Annotated in this window: 18 protein-coding genes; 13 read left to right on the top strand and 5 right to left on the bottom strand. The window is 54.6% G+C overall.

Annotation, left to right across the window (positions count from 1 at the left end):
* The first annotated feature begins 10 nt into the window (after window positions 1–10).
* A complete protein-coding gene (locus tag LN341_RS13270) occupies window positions 11–2,284 on the top strand; it encodes an AAA family ATPase (protein ID WP_234203548.1) in 2,274 nt (757 codons plus the stop codon).
* A 101-nt stretch (window positions 2,285–2,385) separates the two neighbouring features.
* Here LN341_RS13270 and LN341_RS13265 read toward each other — a convergent pair whose 3' ends face one another.
* From LN341_RS13265 to LN341_RS13255, 3 genes are all read right to left on the bottom strand, one after another.
* Window positions 2,386–2,961, bottom strand: a complete 576-nt coding sequence (locus LN341_RS13265; protein WP_370643745.1) for a TIGR04211 family SH3 domain-containing protein — start codon at window positions 2,959–2,961, stop codon at window positions 2,386–2,388.
* Between the two features lie 192 nt (window positions 2,962–3,153).
* A complete protein-coding gene (locus LN341_RS13260; protein ID WP_046222381.1) occupies window positions 3,154–4,422 on the bottom strand; it encodes an inorganic phosphate transporter in 1,269 nt (422 codons plus the stop codon).
* 30 nt (window positions 4,423–4,452) lie between these two features.
* Window positions 4,453–5,133, bottom strand: coding sequence for a TIGR00153 family protein (locus tag LN341_RS13255; RefSeq protein WP_046222382.1), 681 nt, complete (start codon window positions 5,131–5,133; stop codon window positions 4,453–4,455).
* A gap of 449 nt (window positions 5,134–5,582) precedes the next feature.
* Here LN341_RS13255 and LN341_RS13250 point away from each other — a divergent pair, with 449 nt between their 5' ends.
* Entirely contained in the window at window positions 5,583–7,100 is a 1,518-nt protein-coding gene (locus LN341_RS13250) for an inorganic triphosphatase (RefSeq protein WP_234203547.1), read from the top strand.
* A 101-nt stretch (window positions 7,101–7,201) separates the two neighbouring features.
* Here LN341_RS13250 and LN341_RS13245 read toward each other — a convergent pair whose 3' ends face one another.
* Window positions 7,202–7,990 (bottom strand): potassium channel family protein, encoded by a 789-nt coding sequence (locus LN341_RS13245; RefSeq protein WP_234205052.1) that lies wholly within the window; start codon window positions 7,988–7,990, stop codon window positions 7,202–7,204.
* A 239-nt stretch (window positions 7,991–8,229) separates the two neighbouring features.
* Between LN341_RS13245 and LN341_RS13240 the strand changes: the two genes are divergently transcribed.
* The 3 genes from LN341_RS13240 to hldE all read left to right on the top strand — a co-directional run bounded on the left by LN341_RS13240 (window position 8,230) and on the right by hldE (window position 14,384).
* The gene (locus LN341_RS13240) at window positions 8,230–9,828 is read left to right on the top strand and encodes a methyl-accepting chemotaxis protein (protein WP_046222398.1); all 1,599 of its coding nucleotides are present in this window, start codon (window positions 8,230–8,232) and stop codon (window positions 9,826–9,828) included.
* Between the two features lie 169 nt (window positions 9,829–9,997).
* Complete coding sequence (gene glnE, locus LN341_RS13235) at window positions 9,998–12,868, top strand: bifunctional [glutamate--ammonia ligase]-adenylyl-L-tyrosine phosphorylase/[glutamate--ammonia-ligase] adenylyltransferase (RefSeq protein WP_234203546.1); 2,871 nt, start codon at window positions 9,998–10,000, stop codon at window positions 12,866–12,868.
* A gap of 85 nt (window positions 12,869–12,953) precedes the next feature.
* Window positions 12,954–14,384 (top strand): bifunctional D-glycero-beta-D-manno-heptose-7-phosphate kinase/D-glycero-beta-D-manno-heptose 1-phosphate adenylyltransferase HldE, encoded by a 1,431-nt coding sequence (gene hldE, locus LN341_RS13230; protein WP_234203545.1) that lies wholly within the window; start codon window positions 12,954–12,956, stop codon window positions 14,382–14,384.
* A gap of 68 nt (window positions 14,385–14,452) precedes the next feature.
* On the opposite strand, the gene tolC is transcribed toward hldE, so the two are convergent.
* Entirely contained in the window at window positions 14,453–15,745 is a 1,293-nt protein-coding gene (gene tolC / locus LN341_RS13225; protein ID WP_046222387.1) for an outer membrane channel protein TolC, read from the bottom strand.
* A 417-nt stretch (window positions 15,746–16,162) separates the two neighbouring features.
* Here tolC and nudF point away from each other — a divergent pair, with 417 nt between their 5' ends.
* The 8 genes from nudF to idi all read left to right on the top strand — a co-directional run bounded on the left by nudF (window position 16,163) and on the right by idi (window position 24,535).
* The gene (nudF, locus tag LN341_RS13220; RefSeq protein ID WP_046222389.1) at window positions 16,163–16,807 is read left to right on the top strand and encodes an ADP-ribose diphosphatase; all 645 of its coding nucleotides are present in this window, start codon (window positions 16,163–16,165) and stop codon (window positions 16,805–16,807) included.
* Window positions 16,808–16,839: 32 nt separating this feature from the next.
* Window positions 16,840–17,232, top strand: coding sequence for a DUF1249 family protein (locus LN341_RS13215; RefSeq protein ID WP_046222390.1), 393 nt, complete (start codon window positions 16,840–16,842; stop codon window positions 17,230–17,232).
* Window positions 17,233–17,260: 28 nt separating this feature from the next.
* Window positions 17,261–18,085, top strand: a complete 825-nt coding sequence (gene cpdA / locus LN341_RS13210) for a 3',5'-cyclic-AMP phosphodiesterase (RefSeq protein WP_234203544.1) — start codon at window positions 17,261–17,263, stop codon at window positions 18,083–18,085.
* Window positions 18,085–18,663, top strand: coding sequence for an esterase YqiA (gene yqiA / locus LN341_RS13205; RefSeq protein WP_234203543.1), 579 nt, complete (start codon window positions 18,085–18,087; stop codon window positions 18,661–18,663). Before cpdA ends, yqiA begins: the two co-directional genes overlap by 1 nt.
* A 120-nt stretch (window positions 18,664–18,783) precedes the next feature.
* Window positions 18,784–20,673 (top strand): DNA topoisomerase IV subunit B, encoded by a 1,890-nt coding sequence (gene parE / locus LN341_RS13200; protein WP_234203542.1) that lies wholly within the window; start codon window positions 18,784–18,786, stop codon window positions 20,671–20,673.
* Between the two features lie 72 nt (window positions 20,674–20,745).
* Window positions 20,746–23,010: a DNA topoisomerase IV subunit A gene (gene parC, locus LN341_RS13195; RefSeq protein WP_046222394.1), complete on the top strand. Its 2,265-nt coding sequence runs from the start codon at window positions 20,746–20,748 to the stop codon at window positions 23,008–23,010.
* A gap of 171 nt (window positions 23,011–23,181) precedes the next feature.
* On the top strand, window positions 23,182–23,907 hold the full coding sequence (locus LN341_RS13190) for a 1-acylglycerol-3-phosphate O-acyltransferase (protein WP_234203541.1): 726 nt from the start codon (window positions 23,182–23,184) through the stop codon (window positions 23,905–23,907).
* Window positions 23,908–24,001: 94 nt separating this feature from the next.
* Entirely contained in the window at window positions 24,002–24,535 is a 534-nt protein-coding gene (gene idi, locus LN341_RS13185) for an isopentenyl-diphosphate Delta-isomerase (protein ID WP_046219096.1), read from the top strand.
* Window positions 24,536–24,557 lie beyond the last annotated feature (22 nt).

Raw genomic sequence — 24,557 nt, 5'->3', positions numbered from 1 at the left:
GGACGAAGACATGTACAAGGCATTTTTTGGCCTGACCGAAGCCCCGTTTTCGATTGTGCCCAGTGCACGATTTCTGTATCTCAGTGACCGCCACCGTGAAGCGTTGAATCACATGCTTGCCGGACTGACGGATGGCGGTGGTTTTGGCTTGCTGACCGGCGAAGTCGGTACCGGCAAAACCACAGTGCTCCGCGCCTTGTTAGCGAAACTGGGTGAGGAGACTCAGGTTGCTGTGGTCCTGAATCCTGCTTTATCGGCACATGAGCTGCTGGAAAGTATCTGCGATGAATTAGGGCTGCCGGCTTCACCGCAAGACAGTTATAAGATCTTAACCGACAGATTATATGCCCACCTGAAAACCAATGATCAGGCTGGCCGTCATACCCTGCTGCTGGTCGACGAAGCGCAGCATCTGCTGCCGGATGTGCTGGAACAGCTGCGTCTGCTGACCAACCTGGAAAATGATCAGCGCAAATTGCTGAAAGTGGTGCTGGCCGGTCAGCCCGAACTGCAGCAACTGTTGCAGCAGCCGGGATTGCGCCAGCTGGCTCAGCGTATTACCTCACGCTATCACCTGTTGCCCTTAACGGAAGTGGAAGTGGCGGCATATGTCCGTTTTCGTCTTGATCAGGTCGGTTGCGCGCATCAGCTCTTTTCGCCTCAGGCACTGAAAACACTGGCACGGGTCTGTGGTGGCATTCCGCGCCAGATCAATCTGGTGTGTGATAAAGCCTTGCAACTGGCCTGCCGGGACAGCCGGTATCAGATCAATCCGGAGCACATCAGACAGGCCAGTGAACTGGCGCTGGGATGGGCAGTCGCGCAAACCACCCCCGCGGCACACCCGACACGCAACCGGCTCGGATGGGCGATTGCCGCTGTGCTGGCGCCGGCGTTCATTGCGGCGGGCTACTGGGGCGGCGGCTGGGTTGCTGAAAATAAACTGGGCGCTGTGGTGCAGGAAACTGCGGTGGTGTCAGCCCCTGCGGCTTCCGGGTCTTCGCCGGAAACCGATGACGCTCAGGCACAGGCGGCACTGGAAAAGCGCTGGCAAGCTGTGCTGGCCCTGCAGCCGACGGAAAGGCAAGCCATGCAGACTCTGTACCAGCTGTGGGGCTATGAAGTCTCGCCCAGTCAGGCCAATTGTCTCAGCAGCTCGCGTATCGGCCTGAGCTGCCAGCAAAGCAAGGGCGATCTTGCTCAGCTCAGCCTGATCAATCGTCCCGCCATTCTGCCCCTGAGCAATGACGATGGCGAGCGCTTTTATGCGGTGCTGTACGCGCTCTGGCCGGGAGAGGCCGAGCTGATGCTGGGCGGAGAGCGGCTCAGAGTGAGTCGCGAGTGGCTGCAGGCGCACTGGCAGCAAGATTATACCCTGATGTGGCGTCCGCCCATGGGGGAGAGCGCCAGCATACGTTATGGCCAGCAGGGCAGCCGGGTGGCCTGGCTGGATCAGCAGCTGAATCGTTTGCTGGGTGAACCGGGCATGGCCAGCAGAGACTTTGATCAAACAGTGCTGGAGAAACTGCGTCGTTTTCAGCAGGCGCAGGGTTTATATGCCGACGGGATTGCCGGCCCTATGACGCTGATGGTGCTGGACACGGCCTTGTCGCTGCCCGGGCCGACGCTGCATCAGGAATACCGCACCGAAGGGGAGGCTGTGAACGGTCGCCATCCGATGTTATTTTTGCCACTCCCTAAAATGGCTACAGAGGCGTTGCCGGCACCCGGTGTGCTGCGATACGGCCATGCTGAACGCAGCGCTTTTGATGCGCAGCCGTCTTTGTCTTCTTCAGCCGGAGACCCCTTTGCTGGCACTGCAGACAGTGATTTGTCTGACACTGACAGCGCAGCCAGTGACAGCCGGCCCAGTTTCCTGGATTTAGATAAACTGGATTTATCGGGCTTGTCGCCTGAGCTGGCCAATCGTCTGCATCAGGCGATTGCTGCCACGGATCAGGCCAATACGCCGGCCTTGATTGATCCCAGAACGGTCACCGCAGCGGCGGCAAAAGAAAAGCCGCCTGTCGCGGAAGATGTCATGACAGTGGCCGATCTGCCTCAGGGCGTGCAGGCGCGATTACCGGCGATCAACCTGCAGACCCATATTTACTCTTCCAGTGCGGACAGCCGCTGGGTCAAGGTGAATAACCGCGAAGCGTACGAAGGAGATGAAGTTGCCCCGGGTGTGACGCTGGAGAAGATTGAGCCGCGTAAGGTGATTCTGGGCTTTGAGCATATCCGTTTTGAGATGGCGGCTTTGTCTCAGTGGCCGGCAGGATAAGTGGCAAGTGAGTGAGTTCAGGACAGACGAACATAAAAAAGGCAGCTGAGCTGCCTTTTTTATGTTCGGTGTTCGGGGACGACTGGCGTATCAAACGCGAATCAGGCCCAGCCGTTATTGCGTTTCTTACGACGTGGGATCAGGTGCGGTAATACCAGACCAAACAGCAGTCCGCCGCCGGCAACCATACCGCCGTAGGTAAACCATCTCATCAGCAGATCGTCTGCCTGGGTGTCCAGTTTAGCGCGCAGTTCGCGGATTTCAGACTGGGAAGTCGACAGCTGGTCATTGAGCTTGGTGTTGCGATCTTCCAGATCGGTGATTTGCTCAGTACGGCTCTCCAGTGATGACTGAAGGGTTGCATTGCGTTCATCGCTGGATTGTTTGGCATTGGCCAGTGCTTTTTTCACTTCGGCCAGCTCTTTTTCTAATTTTGGCAGGCGTTCTTTCAGGCCAACCTGGTTAGAAATGAAATCGCTTTTGATCCAGCCGGTACGGCCACGGTCATCGGTCACTTTACTGAAGCCCGATTCTTTGTTGACTTCCAGCAGGGTGACTTTCGTGCCAGCGTCGACGCTGCCCATAATTTTGAATTGCGTACTTGGCCCGCGATGCATGTAGGTAAACAGGTCATCGGAGATGTAACGCACCTGCTGAGCGTGTACCTGAGCTGTCATCAGAACTGTGATAGCGGCAAAAACTAAGCGGATAAGTTGCTTCACTCTGGGATCCTTGAAGGAGCTTGATTAATCGATGGAGCACAGATACTAAGAATTTTGCGGCGATGGCGCAAGAGGAGAGGGAGGCATAGCCTCCCTCTTTTGACCTTGTGCTACTTTTTTGGAAAGTTTACGGAAGACTGACAGAAATCAGCCAAAAGCTGCTTGCATTACATAGAAGAAAATGACTGATAGCAGGGCGCCTGCCGGCAGGGTCACGATCCACGACGCAACGATGTTCCGTACAACTCCCATGTTCAGGGCGGCAATACCACGGGCAAAGCCCACACCCAGAACCGCACCCACCAGGGTTTGCGTGGTCGAGATAGGCAAACCCGTGCCTGACGCCAGTACCACAGTCGACGCGGTAGCCAACTGTGCCGCAAAACCACGGCTCGGTGTCAGCTCGGTAATCCCTGTCCCGACAGTCGCCATCACCTTGTGACCCATGGTTGCCAGACCGACAACGATACCGAAGCCGCCCAGCGGCAAGATCCACCAGGCAATCGCGGCTTTCTCAGACAGCTGGCCCATGTGCTCAACCGTGGAGACCACAGCAGACAGAGGACCAATGGCGTTCGCCACATCGTTAGAGCCGTGTGCAAATGCCATGGCACAAGCGGTGACAACCATCAGCAGGCTGAATACGCGCTCAACGCCCGCATAGCCGTTATGGCCAACAGACTGCTCGGCATCGGCATAGTTGCGACGGATGTAGAGATAGCCAAATCCCATCACGATCAGTGACACTGCGATGGAAGCCAGCCAGGCTTCACCGGTCGACAGGTGCAGACCCACATGTTTCAGGCCTTTTTTGATCGTGACCAGCGCAATGACCAGAGTGGTCAGGAACATATAGACAGGCACAAAACGCTTGGCGTTGATGAGCGGGGTATCGGTATCAAAGATCAGCCTTTGGGCACTGATAAAGATCACATAAGCAAAGATCCCGGAGATCAGCGGCGTGATAATCCAGCTGCCGACGATGCCCTGTACCGAGCCCCAGTCCACGGCTTCTGTACCGACGGAGACGCAGGCAAAACCGATGATGGCACCGATGATAGAGTGCGTCGTCGAGACCGGCCAGCCCATATAGGACGCCAGCAACAACCACGAACCTGCCGCCAGCAATGACGCCATCATGCCGTAAACCAGAACTTCGGGCTGATTGATGTAGTGAGAGGTGTCAATGACCCCTTTTCGGATGGTATCTGTGACTTCGCCGCCTGCCAGATAGGCACCGGCAAATTCAAAGATCATGGCGATAATAATCGCCTGTTTGACAGTCAGCGCCTTGGAACCCACAGAGGTACCCATTGCGTTAGCCACATCATTGGCACCAATACCAATAGCCATTAGAAAGCCAAAGAGGGCCGCCACCATGATGATCATGGTGCCATAATTAGCCAGGATTTCCATTGTAAAACCTTGTTGTATTTACCTTGCTCGTTATGAGCGGGATAGCATGATTTCGAGTCGCGAACCGACACGCTGAGCCTGGTCGGCGATACCGCCAATCCATTCGAGGATCTTATACATAAACATCACATCGACGGGATTGTACTGGTCTTCGACCTTACGGAGTTGCTGGCGCAGGATCACCTGCATGCTGTCGGTATCATCTTCGATAACGTCAAGCTGATTGATCATTTCTGCCACCAGGGTGACTTCACGGCCTTTGAAACCGGTTTCCAGCAGTTCATCCAGTTCATGGATAACGCGGCTGGCCTGATTGGCAGCATCAAGGCAGCGTTGAACATAGGCAAGAAAGTCTTGGTAAAGGTTCTCAGGGATGTCTAGCTGACGTCCGTAGACACGACCTGCAATATCTTTGGCCAGATTTGCGAGTTTGTCCTGCTGAGTGAGGAGATCCAGCATGTCAGTCCGGTCGACTGGCATGAAAAGACCACGAGGAAGCTTGAGACGGATTTCACGCTTGAGCACATCCGCATCTTTTTCAAGCTGCGAAATCTGTTCACGATACTGTCCGGCTTTTTCCCAATCTTTGGCGTGACACGCCTCGAAAAACGGAACAAGCAATTCACAACATTCATTCACACGAGTGACATGGCGTTGCAATGGTTTGATTGGGGATTTAGCAAAGAGCCCCATAATTGTATTTACTGGCATAGCCGATCAACCTAAAGATACCTGTAATAAAGGCGAAATCTTGAGCGATGGATCAGAGCCTGTTGCCTTTGGAGTATCGACCCGACACTGGCGAGTTCTATGCTTTCAAAAGGCAGATATGGTATGGCTGAAGAGAGCTAGAGAAAGAGGGTAACGTTACGAGCCGGAATTGTCCCCACAACCCCTTCAGGTTGAGGAGAACAAGCGCTTCTCTGCGTTACTCATCATTTATTTAGCGCACTAAACTCCATGATTCGTGCCTTGATTAGCGCTTTTTCAGCACTGATTAGAGCAAATAGTCCAAAGGTCAACAGGCCCTATGGCGCGCATGTTAACGTATAACTTAGTACAGGGAAACACATTTTGTACGCCTATTTCTGGAGATTTCTTGCTTGCTACAGGCCGGATTAGCCAATATCCTTGGCTGGCTACCGTTTATAGGGACAATTATGGAAACCGAGATAGAACTGAAGTTTTTCGTCTCAGCGGATTTTTCGGGTCAGTTATTGCGGAAGATTGCTCAAGCCAAAATCTTGCAGCAAAGCAGTAAACGACTGGGTAACATTTACTTTGATACCCCTGAGCAAATTCTTCGTCAGCACGACATCGGCTTGCGGGTTCGCCGGATTGATGATGTTTATATTCAGACCCTGAAGACAGCCGGTCGTGTTGTTGCAGGGCTGCATCAGCGCCCCGAATACAATGCTGAACTCAACGGCCCGCAACCGGATTTAACCTTACATCCGAGCGACGCCTGGCCTGAGCACTTTGATGTTGCGGCAATTTCCAGCCAGATCTCACCTTTATTCTCTACCGATTTTGAACGCCAGCAGTGGTTGATTGCCATGCCGGATGGCAGCCAGATTGAATTGGCCTTCGATCAGGGGGAGGTCCGTGCCAATGACCGCAGCGAGCCGATTTGCGAAGTGGAGCTGGAGCTGAAATCCGGTCAGACTGAGGCCTTGTTTACTCTGGCTCGCGATCTGTGCGAAGAAGGCGGCATGCGGTTGGGGAACCTGAGCAAAGCGGCACGAGGCTATCGTCTTGCCGCCGGGCATCAGGGCGATGATGTGCTGCCTCTGTCTTATGTCCCCCTGGCTGCGGATGTGTCATCAGAAAATGCGTTAGTGATTGCTATGGAGCATGCGCTGGCGCACTGGCATTACCATGAGCAGATCTATGTCGAGCGTCAGGCACTGCCGGCACTGACAGAGATCAGCCATTCGATTTCCCTGATCCGTCAGACGCTGGTGGTGTATGGCAGCATGATCCCTCGCCGGGCCAGCGCACAGCTGCGTCAGGAACTGACCTGGCTTGAAGGGGAGTTGGACTGGTTGCAGGAAGCGGATGCGATCCAGCGTTGGCTGGCCGAAAAAGGTCATGCACTGAAAAAGCTCAATGCCCGTAAATCTCTGGTTAAACAGCTGAAAGAGCGTCAGGAAGAGCTGCCCGAGCCGGATGACATTCTGCGACTGCTGAAATCCGCCCGTTACTGTAATTTGCTGCTGAACCTCAGCAGCTGGTTGCTCAGCCGTGGCTGGCAGCCTTTCTTGGATGAAAAAGCCCGAGAGCGGCTGGCGGCATCGGCAAAATCGTTTGCCGATTCGGCCTTGTCGAAAGCCTGGGAAGAGCTGGCCGAGGCCTTCAGCGAGAAGCGTGCACTCAGCCGGGCTGATTATCTCGATCAGCAGGCAAGGCTGCTGCGGAACCTGGTTGGCGGCCTGTGCTTTGCTTCTTTATATGAAGACGAGCGCCGCGAAGTGTTTCGCAGTCCTTGGCTGGATATTTTGCAGGGCATGGAAGATCTGCGCCAGCTTGAGCCGATTCGCGCCCTTCAGCCTGATTATGAAGATGAAGAGGACCGCAGGCAGATCGACAAATGGCTGCACCGCAAGGAAGACTCCCTGCTGCATGCGATGGATCAGAGCCGTCAGATAGGATTGGCACAGACGCCTTACTGGCCCTGATTTTGATCTCATCGTCATCACAGCCGATCCTTAACGCCTTCTGATCCAGAAGGCGTTTTTGGTTGTTTCCTCTAAGCCCACCGGTTTGAATGGCGGTTGTGCTATTTTTCTTTTCCTCTCTTGCCGTGCTGTGAGGATTCAGCCAGGCGCTGTTCCAGATCATCAATGCGCTTAAGCAACTGCTCCTGATTATCAAGAATCTTTTCCCAGTGCATGTGATCATGGTGCTGGGGGGAGGGTTTGTGCTTATTGGGATCTGAAACAAATGAGCTGATCAAACCGGCCACCATACCGAACAGACCCACGCCACAGGTAATGATGACGGTTGCCAGTATTTTTCCCAGTGTGGTCACCGGATAATGATCCCCGTATCCCACGGTGGAGATGGTCACAAATACCCACCAGATCGCTTCATCAGCAGACTGAATATTGGCATTGGGATCTTTACTTTCAATGATAAGGATCAATGAGGAGCCGACGGTAACCAGTACAGTGAGGAGCAGGAGAATGGTGGCGATGGTGGCTTCACGCCGGTAATCCAGAATATGGCGCAGGAGTTGCTGGCCGGAGCGGATCAGTCGTATGACCCGGAAGATCTGCACCAGGCGCATAAAGCGTAACGGCTCGATAATGGGGATGCTGGCCAGGTAATCGGGCCAGTGTGTTTTCAGGAACGCCTTTTTGTTCTCGCTTCGCAGCAGATCAGCTGTGAGCTGAAGCCAGAAAAACAGACAAATCATCGTGTCTATCGTGATAAACAGCGTATACACCCTGTCGTTACGCGGAATAAAGAACAGGCTGGTGACCAGAGCCAGTGACACGAATGACAAGACAAGTGCCACCAGACTCATGGGATTCAGTTCATGTTTGACACCGTCGATCTTTTTCATCATTCAATTTCAGATATTTAATACAGGCATATATGATACTTGGTACCGCTGGCAAGTTGAATTTACTGGTGTTGCTGAGTGAATTGCAAGCCTGTTCTGGCTGCAGACTGCGTTTTTGCCGGTTTGCAGATCACTTAATGCAATACTGGCGCCTTGCAGCCAGGCCGATGATTCGAAGCGTTCGAGGACTGAACCGCTTGAGGATCAACAGATCCTAGGACAAAGGAGAGATAATAATGATGGCTGACATGGCTTTCAAACCCTGGGAAAAAGGGCTGAGTAATATCCGGCTGGTTCCCAAACTCATCGCACTCATGGTATTCAGCACTGTCTTACTGGTGGGAAAACAATTGTGGGACGCCAGTATTTTCTATCAGTCGGTGATTGATATTCAGAAAGAGCAGGTCAAAGGGCAGGCGCAGCAACAGGCGGCGATACTGACTCGTCTCTTGTCACAGGGTGAGCAGGGACAAGCGATGGCTCTGGCTGCCGTTCAGGCTCAGAAAAGTACGGGCGGCGCTTTTGTCTATCTGGTGAATAGCGAAAGTGGTCAGGTACTGGGGCATCCGGATGCCGGGCAGCTCAAGGCGCTGAGCCGTACCGGCCCGGACGGCCAGCCGCTTGGGGCTGTGTTGTCTCAGTTAAGCAGTGAGCGCGCACTGACTCTGGACGGCGGGAAACGCTTCGAGTACGCCGTGCCTCTGGCGGGGCTGGGGAGCTGGCTCGTAGTTGCTTCGCAGTCTGCCGATGATGCGGACAGTTATTACAGTGCCTACATGGTTCAGATAGCCTGGCAGACAGCCCTGATGATCCTGGCTTTTATGGTCTTGCTGTTAGGCGCTGCCAGCCTGATGCTACGTCAGACCGGCTATCTGGCCGATGCGATCAAGCGCCTGGCTAACCGCGATCTTTCTCAGCCGATCGTGATGAACTGTCAGGATGAATACGGCGATCTGGCCCGCGAACTGGAACGGACCCGTATCCAGCTCAGAGAAGTGATTCAGAATCAGCGCACGGCTTCGGGAGAGCTGCATGAGCTGGCGGATGTGATGTCCATGAGCATGCAGGAAACCAAAGAGTCGGCGCAGGAAGAATTCCACGAGATTGACCAACTGGCTTCGGCCATGAGCGAAATGACCTCAACCGTCCAAACCGTGGCTGAGCATGCCCGTGAAGCCTCCGGCGCCACAGAAGGGACGGCCAGACAGGCGCATCAGGGCCAGGAATTTGTGGTGAAAACGATCGCCACCATTGATCAGTTATCAACGGATATCCGCGCTTCAGCGGACGCTGTTGCTCAGGTCGAAAGCCGGGTTGAGAAAATTGGCAGCGTGATTGTGACGATTCAGGGTATTTCCGAGCAGACGAACCTGCTGGCTTTGAATGCTGCCATTGAAGCGGCACGGGCCGGTGATGCCGGGCGAGGCTTTGCTGTGGTGGCCGATGAAGTGCGTAATCTGGCACAGCGCACCCAAGTGGCCACAGTCGAAATTCAGGACATGATTGGCCAGTTGCAGGACAGTGCCCAGCAAGCGGTTGGCCTGATGGAGCAAAGTGTGGTTGAGGCGGCTGAAGGGGTCGATCTGGTGACCAGCGCCGGCGGAGAACTGGATAAAATCGTTACCCAGGTCCAGCGCATCAATGACATGAACTTCCAGATTGCCACAGCGTCGGAACAGCAAAGCGCGGTGGCGGAAGAGATGAACCAAAATCTGAATAATGTCAGAGAGCTGGTGGAAGCTTCTGTGGTGGTTGTGACTGAGCTGACAGAAACAGCGGACACCATGAAAGGCCATTCCGCCGATCTGGAGCAGAAAATTCAGGCTTTTCGCATCTGATCGCGCCGGACGGTGCCCAACCTGTGATGTGATCCAGACGCCCACCAACCGGTGGGCGTTGTCGTCGTAATCCGTTATCTTATTGGTTGTAACGAACAAACCTGACCGAACTCGGGTGGTTGCCTGTGATATAGGGCGCACAGCCCTGACTGATTGCCAAGGAATTGATATGACACACGCACTCTTGCAACACGCTGCTGAACGGGCTCTGGAAAAGCTGCAGCAAGCGCATCCGGATGTGGTGGCCCAGTGGCCATCGGACAGGAAAGAGGACCTGAAGGCCGTGCTCGGTCTCAGTGATTTCATCCAGAGCGCTCTGGTGCAGGATGGCAGCTTGCTACCCTGGCTGAGCCAAACCCTGTCTGCAGGGGAGCGTGCCGGACAATACCGTTCTGAGCTCAGGCAGATCTTGTCATCGGTCGTGGAGGAGACTGTGTTGCTCCGGGAGTTGCGTGCTTTTCGTCGTCGTGAAATGGTGTGGATTGCCTGGCGCGACTTTACCGGCCTCGCCACATTGAGCCAAAGCCTGTCACATCTGTCCTGCCTTGCTGAAGCCCTGATCATGGAAGCCTATCACTGGCTGTACGCGCAGTGTTGCCAGGAATATGGCACGCCAGTGAATGGCGAGGGCGAAGCTCAGCCAATGCTGATTCTGGGCATGGGCAAACTGGGGGGCGGTGAGCTGAACTTCTCGTCAGATATCGATCTGATTTTTACCTATCCGGAAAACGGCGACACCCAGGGCGGACGGCGCAGCATTGCCAACGCCCAGTTTTTCACCCGTCTGGGACAGAGATTGATCAAGGCGCTGGATCAACAGACAGTCGATGGCTTTTGCTATCGGGTCGATATGCGCCTGCGCCCGTTTGGCGACAGTGGCCCCTTGGTCATGAGTTATGCGGCGCTGGAAGATTATTATCAGGAGCAGGGCCGGGAGTGGGAACGCTACGCCATGATCAAAGCCAAAGTCATGGGTGATGAAAGCGCCGGCCATTATCAGGCTCTGCGTCAGATGCTGCGTCCTTTTGTCTTCCGTCGCTATATTGATTTCAGTGCCATACAGTCACTGCGCCGGATGAAATCCATGATCAGTTCAGAGGTTCGCCGTCGCGGTCTGACCAACAACATTAAACTCGGCCCCGGCGGGATCCGCGAAGTTGAATTTATTGCCCAGTCTTTTCAGCTGATCCGTGGCGGGCGAGAACCCAGCCTGCGTCATCGCGGCCTGCGGGAAACGCTGGATGCCGTTAACGCCCTGGGATTATTGCCGGCCGCACAGGTGCAGCATCTGGAGCTGGGGTATGCCTTTTTGCGCCGCCTGGAAAACCTGTTGCAGGCCATCAATGATAAACAGACGCAGACCCTGCCGGATACCGAACTGGACAGAATACGGCTCGCCACCGCGATGGGATATCCGGACTGGGACGGGCTGCAACGGCAGATCCAGCAGCATATGGCCGATATTCATCAGGTGTTCGAAGACATCATCGGGACAGATGAGGAAGACAGTCAGGACGTTGCGGCGCAGCCTTATCATGAGATGTGGACCCTGATTGAGGACGAAGAGCTGGTGACCGCTATTTTAAGTGATGTTGCCGCCCCGGATGCTGCCCGTCAGGCCGAAGTGCTGAGCCATATGAAAGCAGAACTGGCCAAGCGCACCATCGGGCCGAGAGGCCGTGAAGTTCTGGCCCGTCTGATGCCGGAAGTGCTGGTGCGGATTGTCACCCGTGAAGATGCACCTGTGGTACTGGAGCGGGTCTCCCGCCTGATTGTGCGCATCGCCACCCGGACAACCTATCTGGAACTGCTGAGTGAACATCCCGGCGCGCTGGATCATCTGGTCAGGCTCTGTGCGGCCAGCTCTATGGTGGCAGAGCAGTTGGCTCAGTATCCCATTTTGCTCGATGAGCTGCTCGACCCGCAGCACCTGTACAATCCCGTGCCTTTGGATCAGTATCAGCCTGAGCTGCAAGAGTACCTGGCGCGCATTCCGGAAGAGGACATGGAGCAGCAGATGGAAGCCATCCGCCAGTTTAAGCAGGCGCAGTTATTGCGTATTGCAGCGGCGGACATCGCGGATGTGCTGCCGCTGATGAAAGTCAGCGATCACCTGACCTATCTGGCAGAAGCGATCATCAGTGCTGTGGTCAAGCAGGCCTGGTTACAGATGGTGGCCAAGTACGGCGAGCCGTCACATCTGGCAGAGCGCAACAGCACCGGGTTCGGTGTCATCGGTTACGGCAAGCTGGGCGGGCTGGAGTTGGGCTATGGTTCCGATCTGGATCTGGTCTTTCTGCATGACTGCCCGCCAGAGGTGTACACCAATGGCGATAAAGCCATTGACGGCCGCCAGTTCTACCTGCGGCTGACGCAGCGAATCGTCCATTTATTTTCTACCCGTACTTCATCCGGTGTGTTGTATGAAGTTGATGTGCGTTTGCGTCCGTCTGGCGCCTCAGGGCTGCTGGTCAGTCCGCTGGATGCCTTTGCGGCCTATCAGGCGCAGGAAGCCTGGACCTGGGAGCATCAGGCACTGGTCAGGGCGCGTATGGTGTATGGCGATCCGGTCCTCAGAGCGGGATTTGATCAGGTCCGGGCCGACATACTGTCCCGTCCGCGTGACGCCGGCGCGTTGCGTCAGGAAGTCATGGACATGCGCGAAAAAATGCGTCAGCACCTCGGCACGAAAAAACCGGGGCAGTTTGGCCTGAAACAGGATCCCGGCGGTATTACAGACATTGAATTTATCACTCAGTATCTGGTGTTGCGCCATTGTGCCGATCAGCCGGCACTCACCCGCTGGTCTGATAATATCCGTTTGTTTGAAACCATGGCAGCTAAAGGAGTATTGGATGAGGCGCAGGCGATGGCGCTGATTCAGGCCTATTGCACGTTGCGAGATGACATTCACCGCCTCAACTTGCTCGGCCATGATGCTTATGTCGATGACAGCCAGTTTACGGCAGAGCGACAGCTGGTGCAGCAACTGTGGCAAAGTATTTTTCGGCCTGAATCTGACCCGGCGTCCGAGTGTTAACCTGATGCCAGTGACATGCCCTGTTTGTATGTCGTACAGGCTTTTATGATAATATGCCGCTGTTTTTACCGTTCCGGAGAGAAGAATGAAACTGACACTGCCTGATTATGACCAAGCCAGTGTGCTGGTTGTGGGTGATGTAATGCTGGATCGCTACTGGACTGGCCCGACAGGACGGATTTCCCCGGAAGCGCCGGTACCTGTTGTGAAAGTGGATCAGATAGAAGAGCGTCCCGGCGGTGCAGCCAACGTGGCCATGAACATTGCCGCTCTGGGCGGCCACGCCCGTCTGGTGGGTCTGACCGGCATTGATGACGCTGCGCGGGCGCTCAATGAGAAGCTGTCATCACTCAAAGTGCGTTGTGATTTTGTTTCCCTGCCGGATTATCCGACCATCACCAAACTGCGTGTGATGAGCCGCGGGCAGCAGCTGATCCGTCTGGATTTCGAAGAAGGTTTCCATGATGTGGATGCCGACCTGATTCTGCCACGGCTGGAACAGGCGTTGCCGAATGTGAAGGCAATGATCCTGTCTGACTATGCCAAAGGGGCGCTGGAACATGTCCGCGCGATGATCGAACTGGGACGCCGTGCCGGCGTTGCCGTGCTGATCGATCCGAAAGGGACAGATTTCGAGCGTTATCGCGGCGCGACAATGCTGACTCCCAACCTGACTGAATTCGAAGCGGTTGCCGGGAAAGCGAAAACTGATGAAGAGCTGGTGGAAAAAGGTCTGGCGTTGATCGAGCAGTTTGAGCTGGACGCCTTGCTGGTGACGCGAAGCGAGCATGGGATGACCTTGCTGCAAAAAGGTCAGGAGCCGCTGCACATGCCCACACAGGCCAAAGAAGTTTACGACGTCACCGGTGCCGGTGATACCGTGATTTCGGTACTGGCCGCTTCGCTGTCGGCCGGAAAGTCTTTGTCTGATGCCTGCAAGCTGGCCAATGCCGCAGCTGGTGTGGTGGTCGGCAAGCTGGGCACGTCCACGCTCTCGACCATAGAGCTGACCAATGCCGTGCATGGCAGCCAGGACAGTGGGTTTGGCGTGATGACCGAAAGCCAGCTCAAACAAGCAGTTCTGGCAGCCAAAGCGCGCGGCGAAAAAGTGGTGATGACCAATGGCTGCTTTGACATTCTGCATGCCGGGCATGTGGCCTATCTGACGGAAGCGGCAAAACTGGGCGATCGCCTGATTGTGGCCGTGAACTCCGACAGTTCCGTGCGTGGCCTGAAGGGGCCGGGTCGTCCGGTCAATCCGGAAGATCGCCGTATGGCGGTTCTGGCCGGACTGGGTGCAGTGGATTGGGTGGTTCCTTTTGCTGAAGAGACGCCTCAGCGGCTGATCAGCGAAATTCTGCCGGATTTACTGGTGAAAGGCGGTGACTACAAGCCAGAGCAGATTGCCGGCGGCCAGGAAGTGATTGCCAATGGCGGTGAAGTGCGTGTGCTGAACTTTGAAGACGGCTGTTCCACGACAGAAATCATTGAAGCCATTCGCGGTGGCAAAGGCTGACAGCCTGCTCAACACAACAAAAAAAAGCGCCGTGCCGGCGCTTTTTTTGTTTCAGGCAGTATCGGACCTTATTTTTTGGCCGGAATCAGGCCTGTGTTGACATCCAGAATGTCCTGTTCGTTGAGCGAGCCGACAGCCTGCTTGAGCTGCAGCTGGCTGATGATGTAATCGTAGCGGGCTGTGGCCAGCTGACGGTTGGCATCATACAAACGGCGGGTGGCGTCCAGCACGTCCACAATCGTCCGGGTACCGACATCAAAACCGGCTTCGGTGGCTTCCAGGGCTGAACGGGCAGAAATCACCGACTGCTGGTAAGCTTTCAACGCGCCGATCGATGCGTTGATGTTGTTATAGAAAGCCCGCACATTTTTGACGACGCCGCGGTAGGTTTCTTCCAGGGTCTCACTGGAGGAGACGTAAGCGTATTGGGCCTGTTTCACTTCAGAGGTTACCCGACCACCCGTGTAAACCGGCAGATTCAGGTTAATCCCTGCAGAAATGGTACCTTCATCGCTGCTTTGTCCTTGCTGCATGTCGTTGTAACTGTAGCCGGCATCAAAGCTCAGGGTCGGCAAATGCCCTGATTCAGCCAGTGCAATCCGGTCGCGGGCAACGTCCTGGGCAATCCGGGCACTCAGCAGTGTCAGGTTTTCGTTTTCTGCGCTTTCAAGCAAGGTACGAACGGTATTGTTCGGGCTGCTGGCAGAGAAGCGTTGGGTATCGAGGACAGACAGGTCCTGATGGGCCTGACCTGTGATTTCACGCAGTTCTTCATAGCTGTTGGTCAGGGCGTTTTCTTTCAGGATTTCATCAGCCAGAACGCTGTCATACTGTGCCTGTGCATCATGCACGTCAGTGATGGCAGACAAGCCAACTTCAAAACGCTGTTTGGTCTGTTCCAGCTGGCGGCCAACGGCGGCTTTTTCGGCGCGAACGAATTCCAGGTCGTCCATCGCACGTAATACCGAGAAATAGGCGGTGGATACCCGCAAAATCAGGTTTTGTTGAGCGACGGCATAGCTGGCATCGCTTTGGCGGGCTTGTTTCTCGCTGATATCCAGGTTGACCCAGCTGGCGCGGTTATACAGCGACTGGCTCAGGCTCAGGCCACCGGTAAAACCTTCATCATCATAGTCCAGGCGGGTGGCCTGCAATCCGGCAGTCAGATTGATTTGAGGCAATAGTGTACTGCGGGATGAATTAATCGCTTCGAAAGCGGTATCTTTATCAGCCGCGGCCCGTAGCAGCTGAGGGTCGTTCTGTTTGGCTTGTTCATAGATATCGGCAAGATCGTCAGCCATGGCAAATGGGCTGAGGCTACCCAGTGCTAAGCCTAGATAAAGCGGAAGCAATTTTTTCATGAATGCTTTTTCCTGGTCCTGACAAAATAATGTGCAATGTTCAGTTTACCTGATGATACCTTGCTTGAAACTGATCAATTGTGATTTTTTTGTGCAAATTTAACAAAAGAACATGCTGTTTTATGAAGAAAATTGCAATCTTTTTGTACAGATGTCGCAACGGTAGTGGTTGATTTCCATCATAGCTCAGCAAAAATCTACTTGTAAGAAAGTAATATTGTACCAGTTTAACATTAGTCGCCAGATCTCGGGTGCTCATTTTCGATTCTGATGAAATATTACTGCAATATTTATCAAAAAAGTTGAGCTCACCCATTGCGTCATCATGGCGATGAATGAAAAAATGCTGTTTTGGTTTACTGTGACCCCAGTGCCCCTGAACGATAATCGTATAAGGCCCATGAATGGAGATGACTGATGGCTGACCCGTCCGGAAATACACCGGGAGCGCTCGGTGCGATGGATGTTGAAGTAGTGCATGAAGAAACGCTTTATCAGGGTTTCTTCAGCCTGAAGGCATTTCGTTTCCGTCATCGCTTGTTTGCCGGCGGCTGGAGCCAGACTCTGAGCCGGGAACTGCTGGACCGCGGTCATGCGGCGGCTCTGCTGCCGTACGATCCTGTGCGTGATCAGGTGGTTTTGGTGGAGCAATTCCGAATTGGTGCACTGGTGGGCGATTGTCAGCCCTGGCAACTGGAAATTGTGGCCGGCATGATTGAACCGGGCGAAAACCCGGAAGCAGTGGTCAGCCGGGAAGCGGTGGAAGAAGCGGGTATCCAGGTGGATAAACTCGTCCCTGTCACCCGTTATCTGTCCAGTTCAGGCGGGTGTTCAGAAACCCTGAGTGTTTATGCCGGTTGTGTGGACAGCCGCCTGGCTGCTGGCATTCACGGGCTGGACGATGAAGGTGAAGATATCAAGGTGCATGTGGTCAGCCGTGAAGCAGCGTATGATTGGGTGGTGTCTGGTAAAATAGAAAATGCGGCCAGCATCATTGCGCTACAATGGTTGCAATTACACTATCACCAACTGCAGGCCGATTGGATTAAGGACGGAATGTGAACAGAAGGTACACGGTCGATCTCGCAGGTATCATGCGTTTGTATGAAACCAACTATGCGAAGTTGCTTCCATTACTGCCAAAAAGTGAAGCAGTAGGGGAGGAGTGTGCCTATCAGGTTGGCGGCCATGATTATAAGCTCAGGATATTGGAATCAACCCGCTACACCACGCTGATTCAGCTGCAAATGGAAACCGATGCAGGCTTGCCTGATTATCTGGTGCCGACCTTCAAAGTGCGGCTCTATCATGACGCCAGGGTGGCAGAAGTGTGTTCTATTCAGCAGATTTCACGTTTGAAGCCAAGGTATGATTACCCCAATATGCGGATGCACCAAAAAGATGAAAAACATCAGGTTAATCGCTTTTTGGGAGATTGGCTGGCTTACTGCCTGAAGAACGGTCTCAGTAAGCAATCGGTTTATTAACGATTTCATTCAACAAGGTTTTGACGTTTTGCAGACCTATTCTCTGCCGCAGGATAATTCAGATAGTGTCCTTTTGCTGCAACTGACCGACACCCATTTGTTTGCGGATGCCAAAGGCAGCCTGCTGGGTGTCGCAACAAAAGACAGCTTTCATGCCGTACTCGATGAAGTGGCTGCTCAGCTGCGGCCGTTTCATGCCATTATTGCAACGGGTGATATCTCGCAGGATCACACGCCGGCCTCTTATCAGCGCTTTGCCGATGGCATCGGGCGCTGGGTACAGCCCTGTTTTTGGCTGCCCGGCAACCACGATTATCAACCCAGCATGAAAAGTGTGCTGCCTTCGCCGCAGATCAAGGCCTGTGATCAGGTACTGGCCGGTGAGTACTGGCAGGTGATTCTGCTCGACAGTCAGGTGGTTGGCGTACCGCACGGTGAGTTAAGCCCGGATCAGCTTCAGATGCTGGATCAGGCGCTGGCTGCTTATCCAGACCGTCATGCGCTGGTGCTGCTGCACCATCATCCGCTGGCCGCCGGTAGCCGCTGGCTGGATCAGCATCAGCTGAAAAATCACCCGGCTTTCTGGCAGGTGGTCGCACAGTATCCTCAGGTGAAAGCCGTCTTATGCGGTCATATTCACCAGGAGCTGGATGTGCTGTATCAGGGGGTGCGGGTGCTGGCCACGCCGTCGACCTGTATTCAGTTCAAACCTGACTCCAACGATTTTGCCCTGGATCAGTCCAATCCCGGATGGCGATGGCTGAGCCTGCAAGCGAACGGTGAGATTGAGACTCAAGTCGAGCGGGTACGTCAGCGCAGCTTCACACCTCAGTTTGACGCCGCAGGTTACTGATGCAATCTTTGCTGCTTTATCTGCACGGCTTCAACAGCTCGCCGCAATCGATGAAAGCCCGGCTGATGGCACAATACTGCCGGGCGAACCGGCCTGATATCCGGCTTGAGATCCCACAATTGCCGTCTTATCCGAGCCAGGCTGCGCAGTCTATTGATACATTAGTGACTGAGTTAAAGCCGACGTATCGTATTGGGCTGGTGGGCAGCTCGCTGGGCGGTTATCTGGCCACTTGGCTGAGCCAGCGTCATCAGTTGCCTGCGGTGCTGGTCAATCCGGCGGTGAAGCCTTTTGAGCTGCTGGCAGATTATCTGGGTGAGCAGATCAATCCGTATACGGAAGAGAAGTACACTCTGTCGCCAGTTCATATGGATGAGCTGAAAGTGCTTGAGATCCCTGAGCTGAATCAGCCGGATTTACTCTGGTTATTGCAGCAGGAAGGTGATGAAGTGCTGGATTACCGTCAGGCGGTGGAAAAGTATGCAGTCTGTCGTCAGACGGTAGAACCGAACGGTGATCACAGTTTCATTGGATTTAATCGTTATCCCGCCGATATTGTCCGCTTTTTAGGTTTATAACTGTTTCGCAGCGTGCTGTTTGGCACGGCATTGTTGATTGACTCGTATGAGCCTCAGCTTGACATCAAGGCTGAGGTTACTGACTATTGTGGCAACATTTTCTCGTAACTTTCCGAATCTATGACAGACCAAAGCTATAACGCTGGAGCCATTGAGGTTCTGAACGGCCTAGAGCCGGTTCGACGTCGCCCTGGCATGTATACCGACACGGCGCGGCCAAACCACCTGGGTCAGGAAGTCATCGACAACAGTGTCGATGAAGCCCTGGCTGGCCATGCCAGGAAAGTCGAAGTGATCCTGCACGAAGATCAGTCGCTTGAGGTGATTGATGACGGCCGGGGGATGCCGGTCGATATTCACCCGGAAGAAGGGGTATCCGGGGTCGAGCTGATCCTGTGTAAACTTCATGCAGGCGGCAAATTCTCGAACAAAAACTACCAGTTCTCAGGCGGCTTGCACGGGGTTGGTATCTCTGTTGTGAATGCGCTCTCCAAACGTGTCGAAGTCACGGTCAAACGTGACGGACAGGTGTATCAGATTGCGTTTGAGCACGGCGATAAAGTCAGTGAACTCGAAGTCATTGATACCTGCGGCCGCCGCGCCAAGGGGACGCGTGTTCATTTCTGGCCGGACGGCAAGTATTTCGACAGCCCGAAATTTTCAGTCAGCCGCCTGAAAAGCGTGCTGAAAGCCAAAGCGGTACTGTGTCCCGGGCTGGAAATTGTCTTTACCGACAAAGCAGCCAACGAAACCTTACGCTGGTGCTATGAAGATGGCCTGAAAGATTATCTGTTTGAAGGCGTGAAGGGTTATACCCTGCTGCCGGAATCCCCCTTTACCGGGGTTTTTGCCGGACAGACTGAAGCGGCCGACTGGGCCGTGGTCTGGTTGCCGGAAGGCGGCGAACTCATCACTGAAAGCTATGTCAACCTGATCCCGACAGCGCAGGGGGGCACGCACGTGAATGGCCTGCGCCAGGGCTTATTGGATGCGATGCGGGAATTCTGTGAATTCCGCAACCTGCTGCCACGTGGCGTGAAGTTGACGGCGGACGATATCTGGGAGCGCTGTGCCTATGTGCTGTCGGTGAAAATGCAGGACCCGCAGTTTGCCGGCCAGACCAAAGAACGCCTGTCATCCCGTCAGTGTGCGGCCTTTGTCTCGGGCGTGGTCAAAGATGCGTTCAGCCTGTGGCTCAATGAGCGCCCGCAAATTGCAGAGCAGCTGGCGGAATTGTGTATTGCCAACGCCCATCGCCGGATGCGGGCCAGCAAGAAAGTGGTGCGTAAAAAAGTCACCAGCGGTCCGGCCCTGCCGGGCAAACTGGCCGACTGTTCACAACAGGATCTCAGCCGAACCGAACTGTTTCTGGTGGAGGGTGACTCCGCAGGCGGTTCTGCCAAGCAGGCCCGCGACCGGGAATTTCAGGCCATCATGCCGCTGCGCGGTAAGATTCTGAACACCTGGGAAGTGTCGGCGGATCAGGTACTGGCCTCACAGGAAGTGCATGATATTTCCGTGGCGCTGGGGATTGACCCGGACAGTGATGATCTGAGCGGCCTGCGCTACGGCAAGATTTGTGTGCTGGCCGATGCCGACTCGGATGGTCTGCATATCGCCACCTTGTTATGTGCGCTGTTCATGAAGCATTTTGAAGCCCTGGTACGAGCCGGTCATGTGTATATCGCCATGCCGCCTTTGTACCGGATCGATCTGGGGAAAGAAGTATATTACGCCCTGGACGAGGCGGAGAAAGAAGGCATTCTCGATCGCCTCAGCGGCAAACGCGGCAAAGTGAATGTGCAGCGCTTTAAAGGTCTGGGTGAGATGAACCCGTTACAGCTGCGTGAAACCACCATGGATCCCAACACGCGTCGTCTGGTGCAACTGACTGTCGATGACGACGAGCAGACGCTCCAGATGATGGATATGCTGCTGGGCAAAAAGCGCGCCGAAGACCGCCGCAACTGGCTGCAGAGTAAGGGTGATCTGGCCGACGTGGAAGTCTGAGCCGCGCCAATTGATGATTTCTGCCTGCCGGTCAGACCGGCAGGGATCAGGACAACACGGATTTAAGCCACCATGACTGATGTCTCAATGGAAGGTATCGAGCAGCTGCCGCTGCGCAAGTTTACTGAAGATGCCTATCTGAACTACTCCATGTACGTAATCATGGACCGGGCCCTGCCATTTATCGGCGATGGCCTGAAACCGGTACAACGCCGGATTATTTACGCGATGTCAGAGCTGGGCCTGAGCGCCACAGCCAAATACAAAAAATCGGCCCGGACGGTCGGTGACGTTCTGGGTAAATACCACCCGCATGGCGATTCGGCCTGCTATGAAGCCATGGTACTGATGGCGCAGCCGTTTTCTTACCGTTACCCGCTGGTGGACGGTCAGGGAAACTGGGGTGCCCCGGATGATCCAAAATCGTTCGCTGCGATGCGTTATACCGAATCGCGTCTGTCCCGTTTCTCTGAAATCCTGCTGAGTGAGCTGGGTCAGGGCACGGTGGAGTGGGGCCTGAACTTCGACGGTACCATGAAAGAGCCGACCATGCTGCCAGCCCGGCTGCCGCATATTTTGCTCAATGGGGTAACCGGGATCGCCGTGGGGATGGCGACCGATATTCCGCCGCATAACGCCCGTGAAGTGGCCAATGCCGTGGTCCACCTGATCGAACATCCGCAGGCGGATCTGGATGCCCTGATGACCTTCGTCAAAGGTCCGGATTACCCGACGGAAGCGGAGATCACTTCCTCGAGCGAGGATCTGAAAAGAATTTACCGGACCGGTAAAGGCAGCGTGAAGATGCGTGCCGTGTGGTCGAAGGACAACGGCGAGATCATTATCACCGCATTGCCGCATCAGGTGTCCGGCTCCAAGTTGCTGGAGCAGATTGCCGGTATGATGCGCGCCAAGAAGCTGCCGCTGGTGGAAGATTTGCGTGATGAGTCGGATCACGAAAACCCGACCCGTATTGTCATCGTCCCGCGTTCCAACCGGGTCGATGCCGAGCAGTTGATGGAGCATCTCTTTGCCTCAACTGATTTAGAAAAGAGCTTCCGGGTGAACCTCAACATGCTGGGGCTGGATGGCCGTCCTCAGGTCAAAGGCCTGGTGACTATCTTGTCAGAATGGCTGGTGTACCGCCGCGAAACTGTGCGCCGCCGTTTGCAGCACCGTCTGGATAAAGTGCTGGCGCGCCTGCACATTCTTGAAGGTTTGCTGGCGGCTTATCTCAATATCGACGAAGTGATTGAGATTATCCGCACGGAAGACGATCCGAAAGCCGAGCTGATCAGCCGCTTCGGGCTGAGTGCGACACAGGCGGAAGCCATTCTTGAGATCAAATTACGCCAGTTAGCCAAGCTGGAAGAGATCAAGATCCGCGGCGAGCAGGATGAGCTGAGCAAAGAGCGTGAGAAGCTGGAACAGCTGCTGGGCTCTGAGCGCCGCATGAACACCTTGCTGAAGAAAGAAATCCTGGCCGATGCCGAGACCTACGGTGATGAGCGCCGCTCGCCGCTGGTGGAGCGTGCTGAAGCCAAGGCGATGACTGAGCGTGATTTGCTGCCAAGCGAAGCAATCACTGTGGTGCTGTCTGATAAAGGCTGGATCCGTCATGCCAAAGGGCATGATGTTGATCCGAGCAGCCTGAACTTTAAGTCCGGTGACAGTTACCTGAGCCATGCCCGGGGTAAGAGCAATCAGCCTGCGATCTTTATCGGCAGTGACGGCCGCAGCTATGCGCTGGAATCCCATACGCTGCCTTCGGCACGGAGTCAGGGGGAGCCTGTGACTGGCCGCCTGAACATCACGGCCGGCAGTAGCGTGCGTCAGGTACTGATGTCCGAAGAGGAGCAATACTGGCTGATGGCCTCGGATGCCGGTTATGGCTTTGTCTGCAAGGCCAGCGACATGATTTCTAAGAACCGCAATGGCAAGGCCTTGCTGTCGGTTCCGGCGGAATGTGAAGTGATGCCGCCGCAGCCCATCACAGACTTGGCCAATGATCAGGTACTGGCGATCACCAATGAAGGTCGCATGCTGATCTTCCCGATCCAGGATCTGCCGCAGCTGGGTAAAGGCAAGGGCAACAAGATTATCAATATTCCTTCGGCCAGAGCCAAAGCCAGGGAAGAGTTTCTGTCGCACTTGCTGGTGCTTCCGGCAGGCAGCGAGCTGACCCTGTATGCCGGTAAACGTAAGCTGGGCCTGAAAGTGTCGGATCTGGAGAATTTCTATGGTGAGCGCGGTCGCAGAGGCGCGATGCTGCCGCGCGGTCTGCAGCGGGTCACCAGTTATGAAATTGCGTATCCGGACCAGAATGAAGACAGCTGATAGCCATTCACCGTCAGCGTATTAACCCAATAAGCCTCGTTCAGAGGCTTATTTTATTTGCGCTTTTGCTGACGGAAATGGCGTCAGGATCAAACAAAAAAGCCGTGAGAAGGGTGTAATTTCCCTTTGACTGAGTATACTAGCGCACGCTTGTACGCTGAGGAGAATCTGATGATTGCTGTATTACGACTGTTGGCACTGACGCTGTTTGCCATCGTCATGTTTGTGTTTGGCTGTGGCTACTGTTTGCTCAGCCCGCGTAACCCGAAACATGTCCACACGATTGCCCTGTATTTCGCGAAAATGTCACGCATTCTGGGGATCAAATTGGAACTGCGCGTTGCGGATGCGGCCAAAGAAGTCGGCCCGAGTGTTCATATTGGTAATCATCAGAATAACTATGATCTGTTTACGATTTCAGGGGCTGTACTGCCGCGTACTGTGACTGTCGGCAAGAAAAGCCTGCTCTGGATGCCGTTATTTGGTCAGCTATACTGGCTGACAGGGAATATTCTGATTGACCGCGCCAATCGCAGTAAAGCGATGGGTACTATCAGTCAGGTAGTAGATAAAATCAAAGAACGTAATGTCTCGGTCTGGATGTTCCCGGAAGGAACCCGTTCCCGTGGCCGGGGACTGCTGCCTTTCAAAACCGGAGCCTTTCATGCCGCTATCAGTGCCGGTGTGCCTGTGGTACCGATTGTGTGCAGCGCCACCGACCAGGTGAAATTTAATCGCTGGGACAACGGCGTGGTGATTGTTGAAGTGATGCCGCCTGTCTCAACAGAAGGCATGACCAAAGAGGATGTCCGCGAGTTGTCAGAACGCTGTCGCTATCTGATGGCGGCTAAGCTGGATGATCTGAACGCCGAAGCGCAGGCCCGCTCAGCAAAATAAGCGTCTTGGGTGCGTAGAATTGTCAGGAAGACAGGCCATTTGGGCCTGTCTTTGTTTTTAGGTCGTATGGCCTGAGTCGTCAGAGTGGTGAGTAATGAGCCAGGAATATGTGATATTGGTGAACCAGGCTGGTGAGCGCCAGGGGCTGGCTGAAAAAATGCAGGCTCATCGCGATGGCAGGCTGCATCTGGCGTTTTCCGTCCTGCTGTACCGCCAGGCGGCATCTGGCCTTGAATTTCTGCTCCAGCAGCGCGCTTTAGGCAAATACCACAGTGGCGGGTTATGGACCAACACCTGCTGCTCGCATCCCCGCGACGGTGAAAGTCTGCAGCAGGCGGCAATCCGCCGGCTGGGCGAGGAAATGGGGATACGCGAGGTGGCGCAACTGGAAGAAGTTGCGTGCTTTATTTACCGGGCCGAGCTGGATAACGATCTGACAGAACACGAGCTGGATTATGTCCTGGTGGCGGAAACCTCGGCGCTGCAGATTGTGCCGAATCCGGATGAGGTGATGGCCTGTCGCTGGTGGCCACAAGCAGAGCTCACCGCTGGTCTGGAGACGCATCCGGAGCAGTTCACGGCCTGGTTCAGCCAGGTCTATCACAAGGTGCTGGCATCATTTGAATAACAAAAAGACGGGTTTACCCCGT

Origin of the sequence: Photobacterium sp. TLY01 (assembly GCF_021432065.1) — a bacterium.
Taxonomy (GTDB): Bacteria; Pseudomonadota; Gammaproteobacteria; order Enterobacterales; family Vibrionaceae; genus Photobacterium; species Photobacterium halotolerans_A.
The sequence above is the reverse complement of the archived record's forward strand: the minus strand, read 5'-3'. Positions and strand labels throughout refer to the sequence as shown.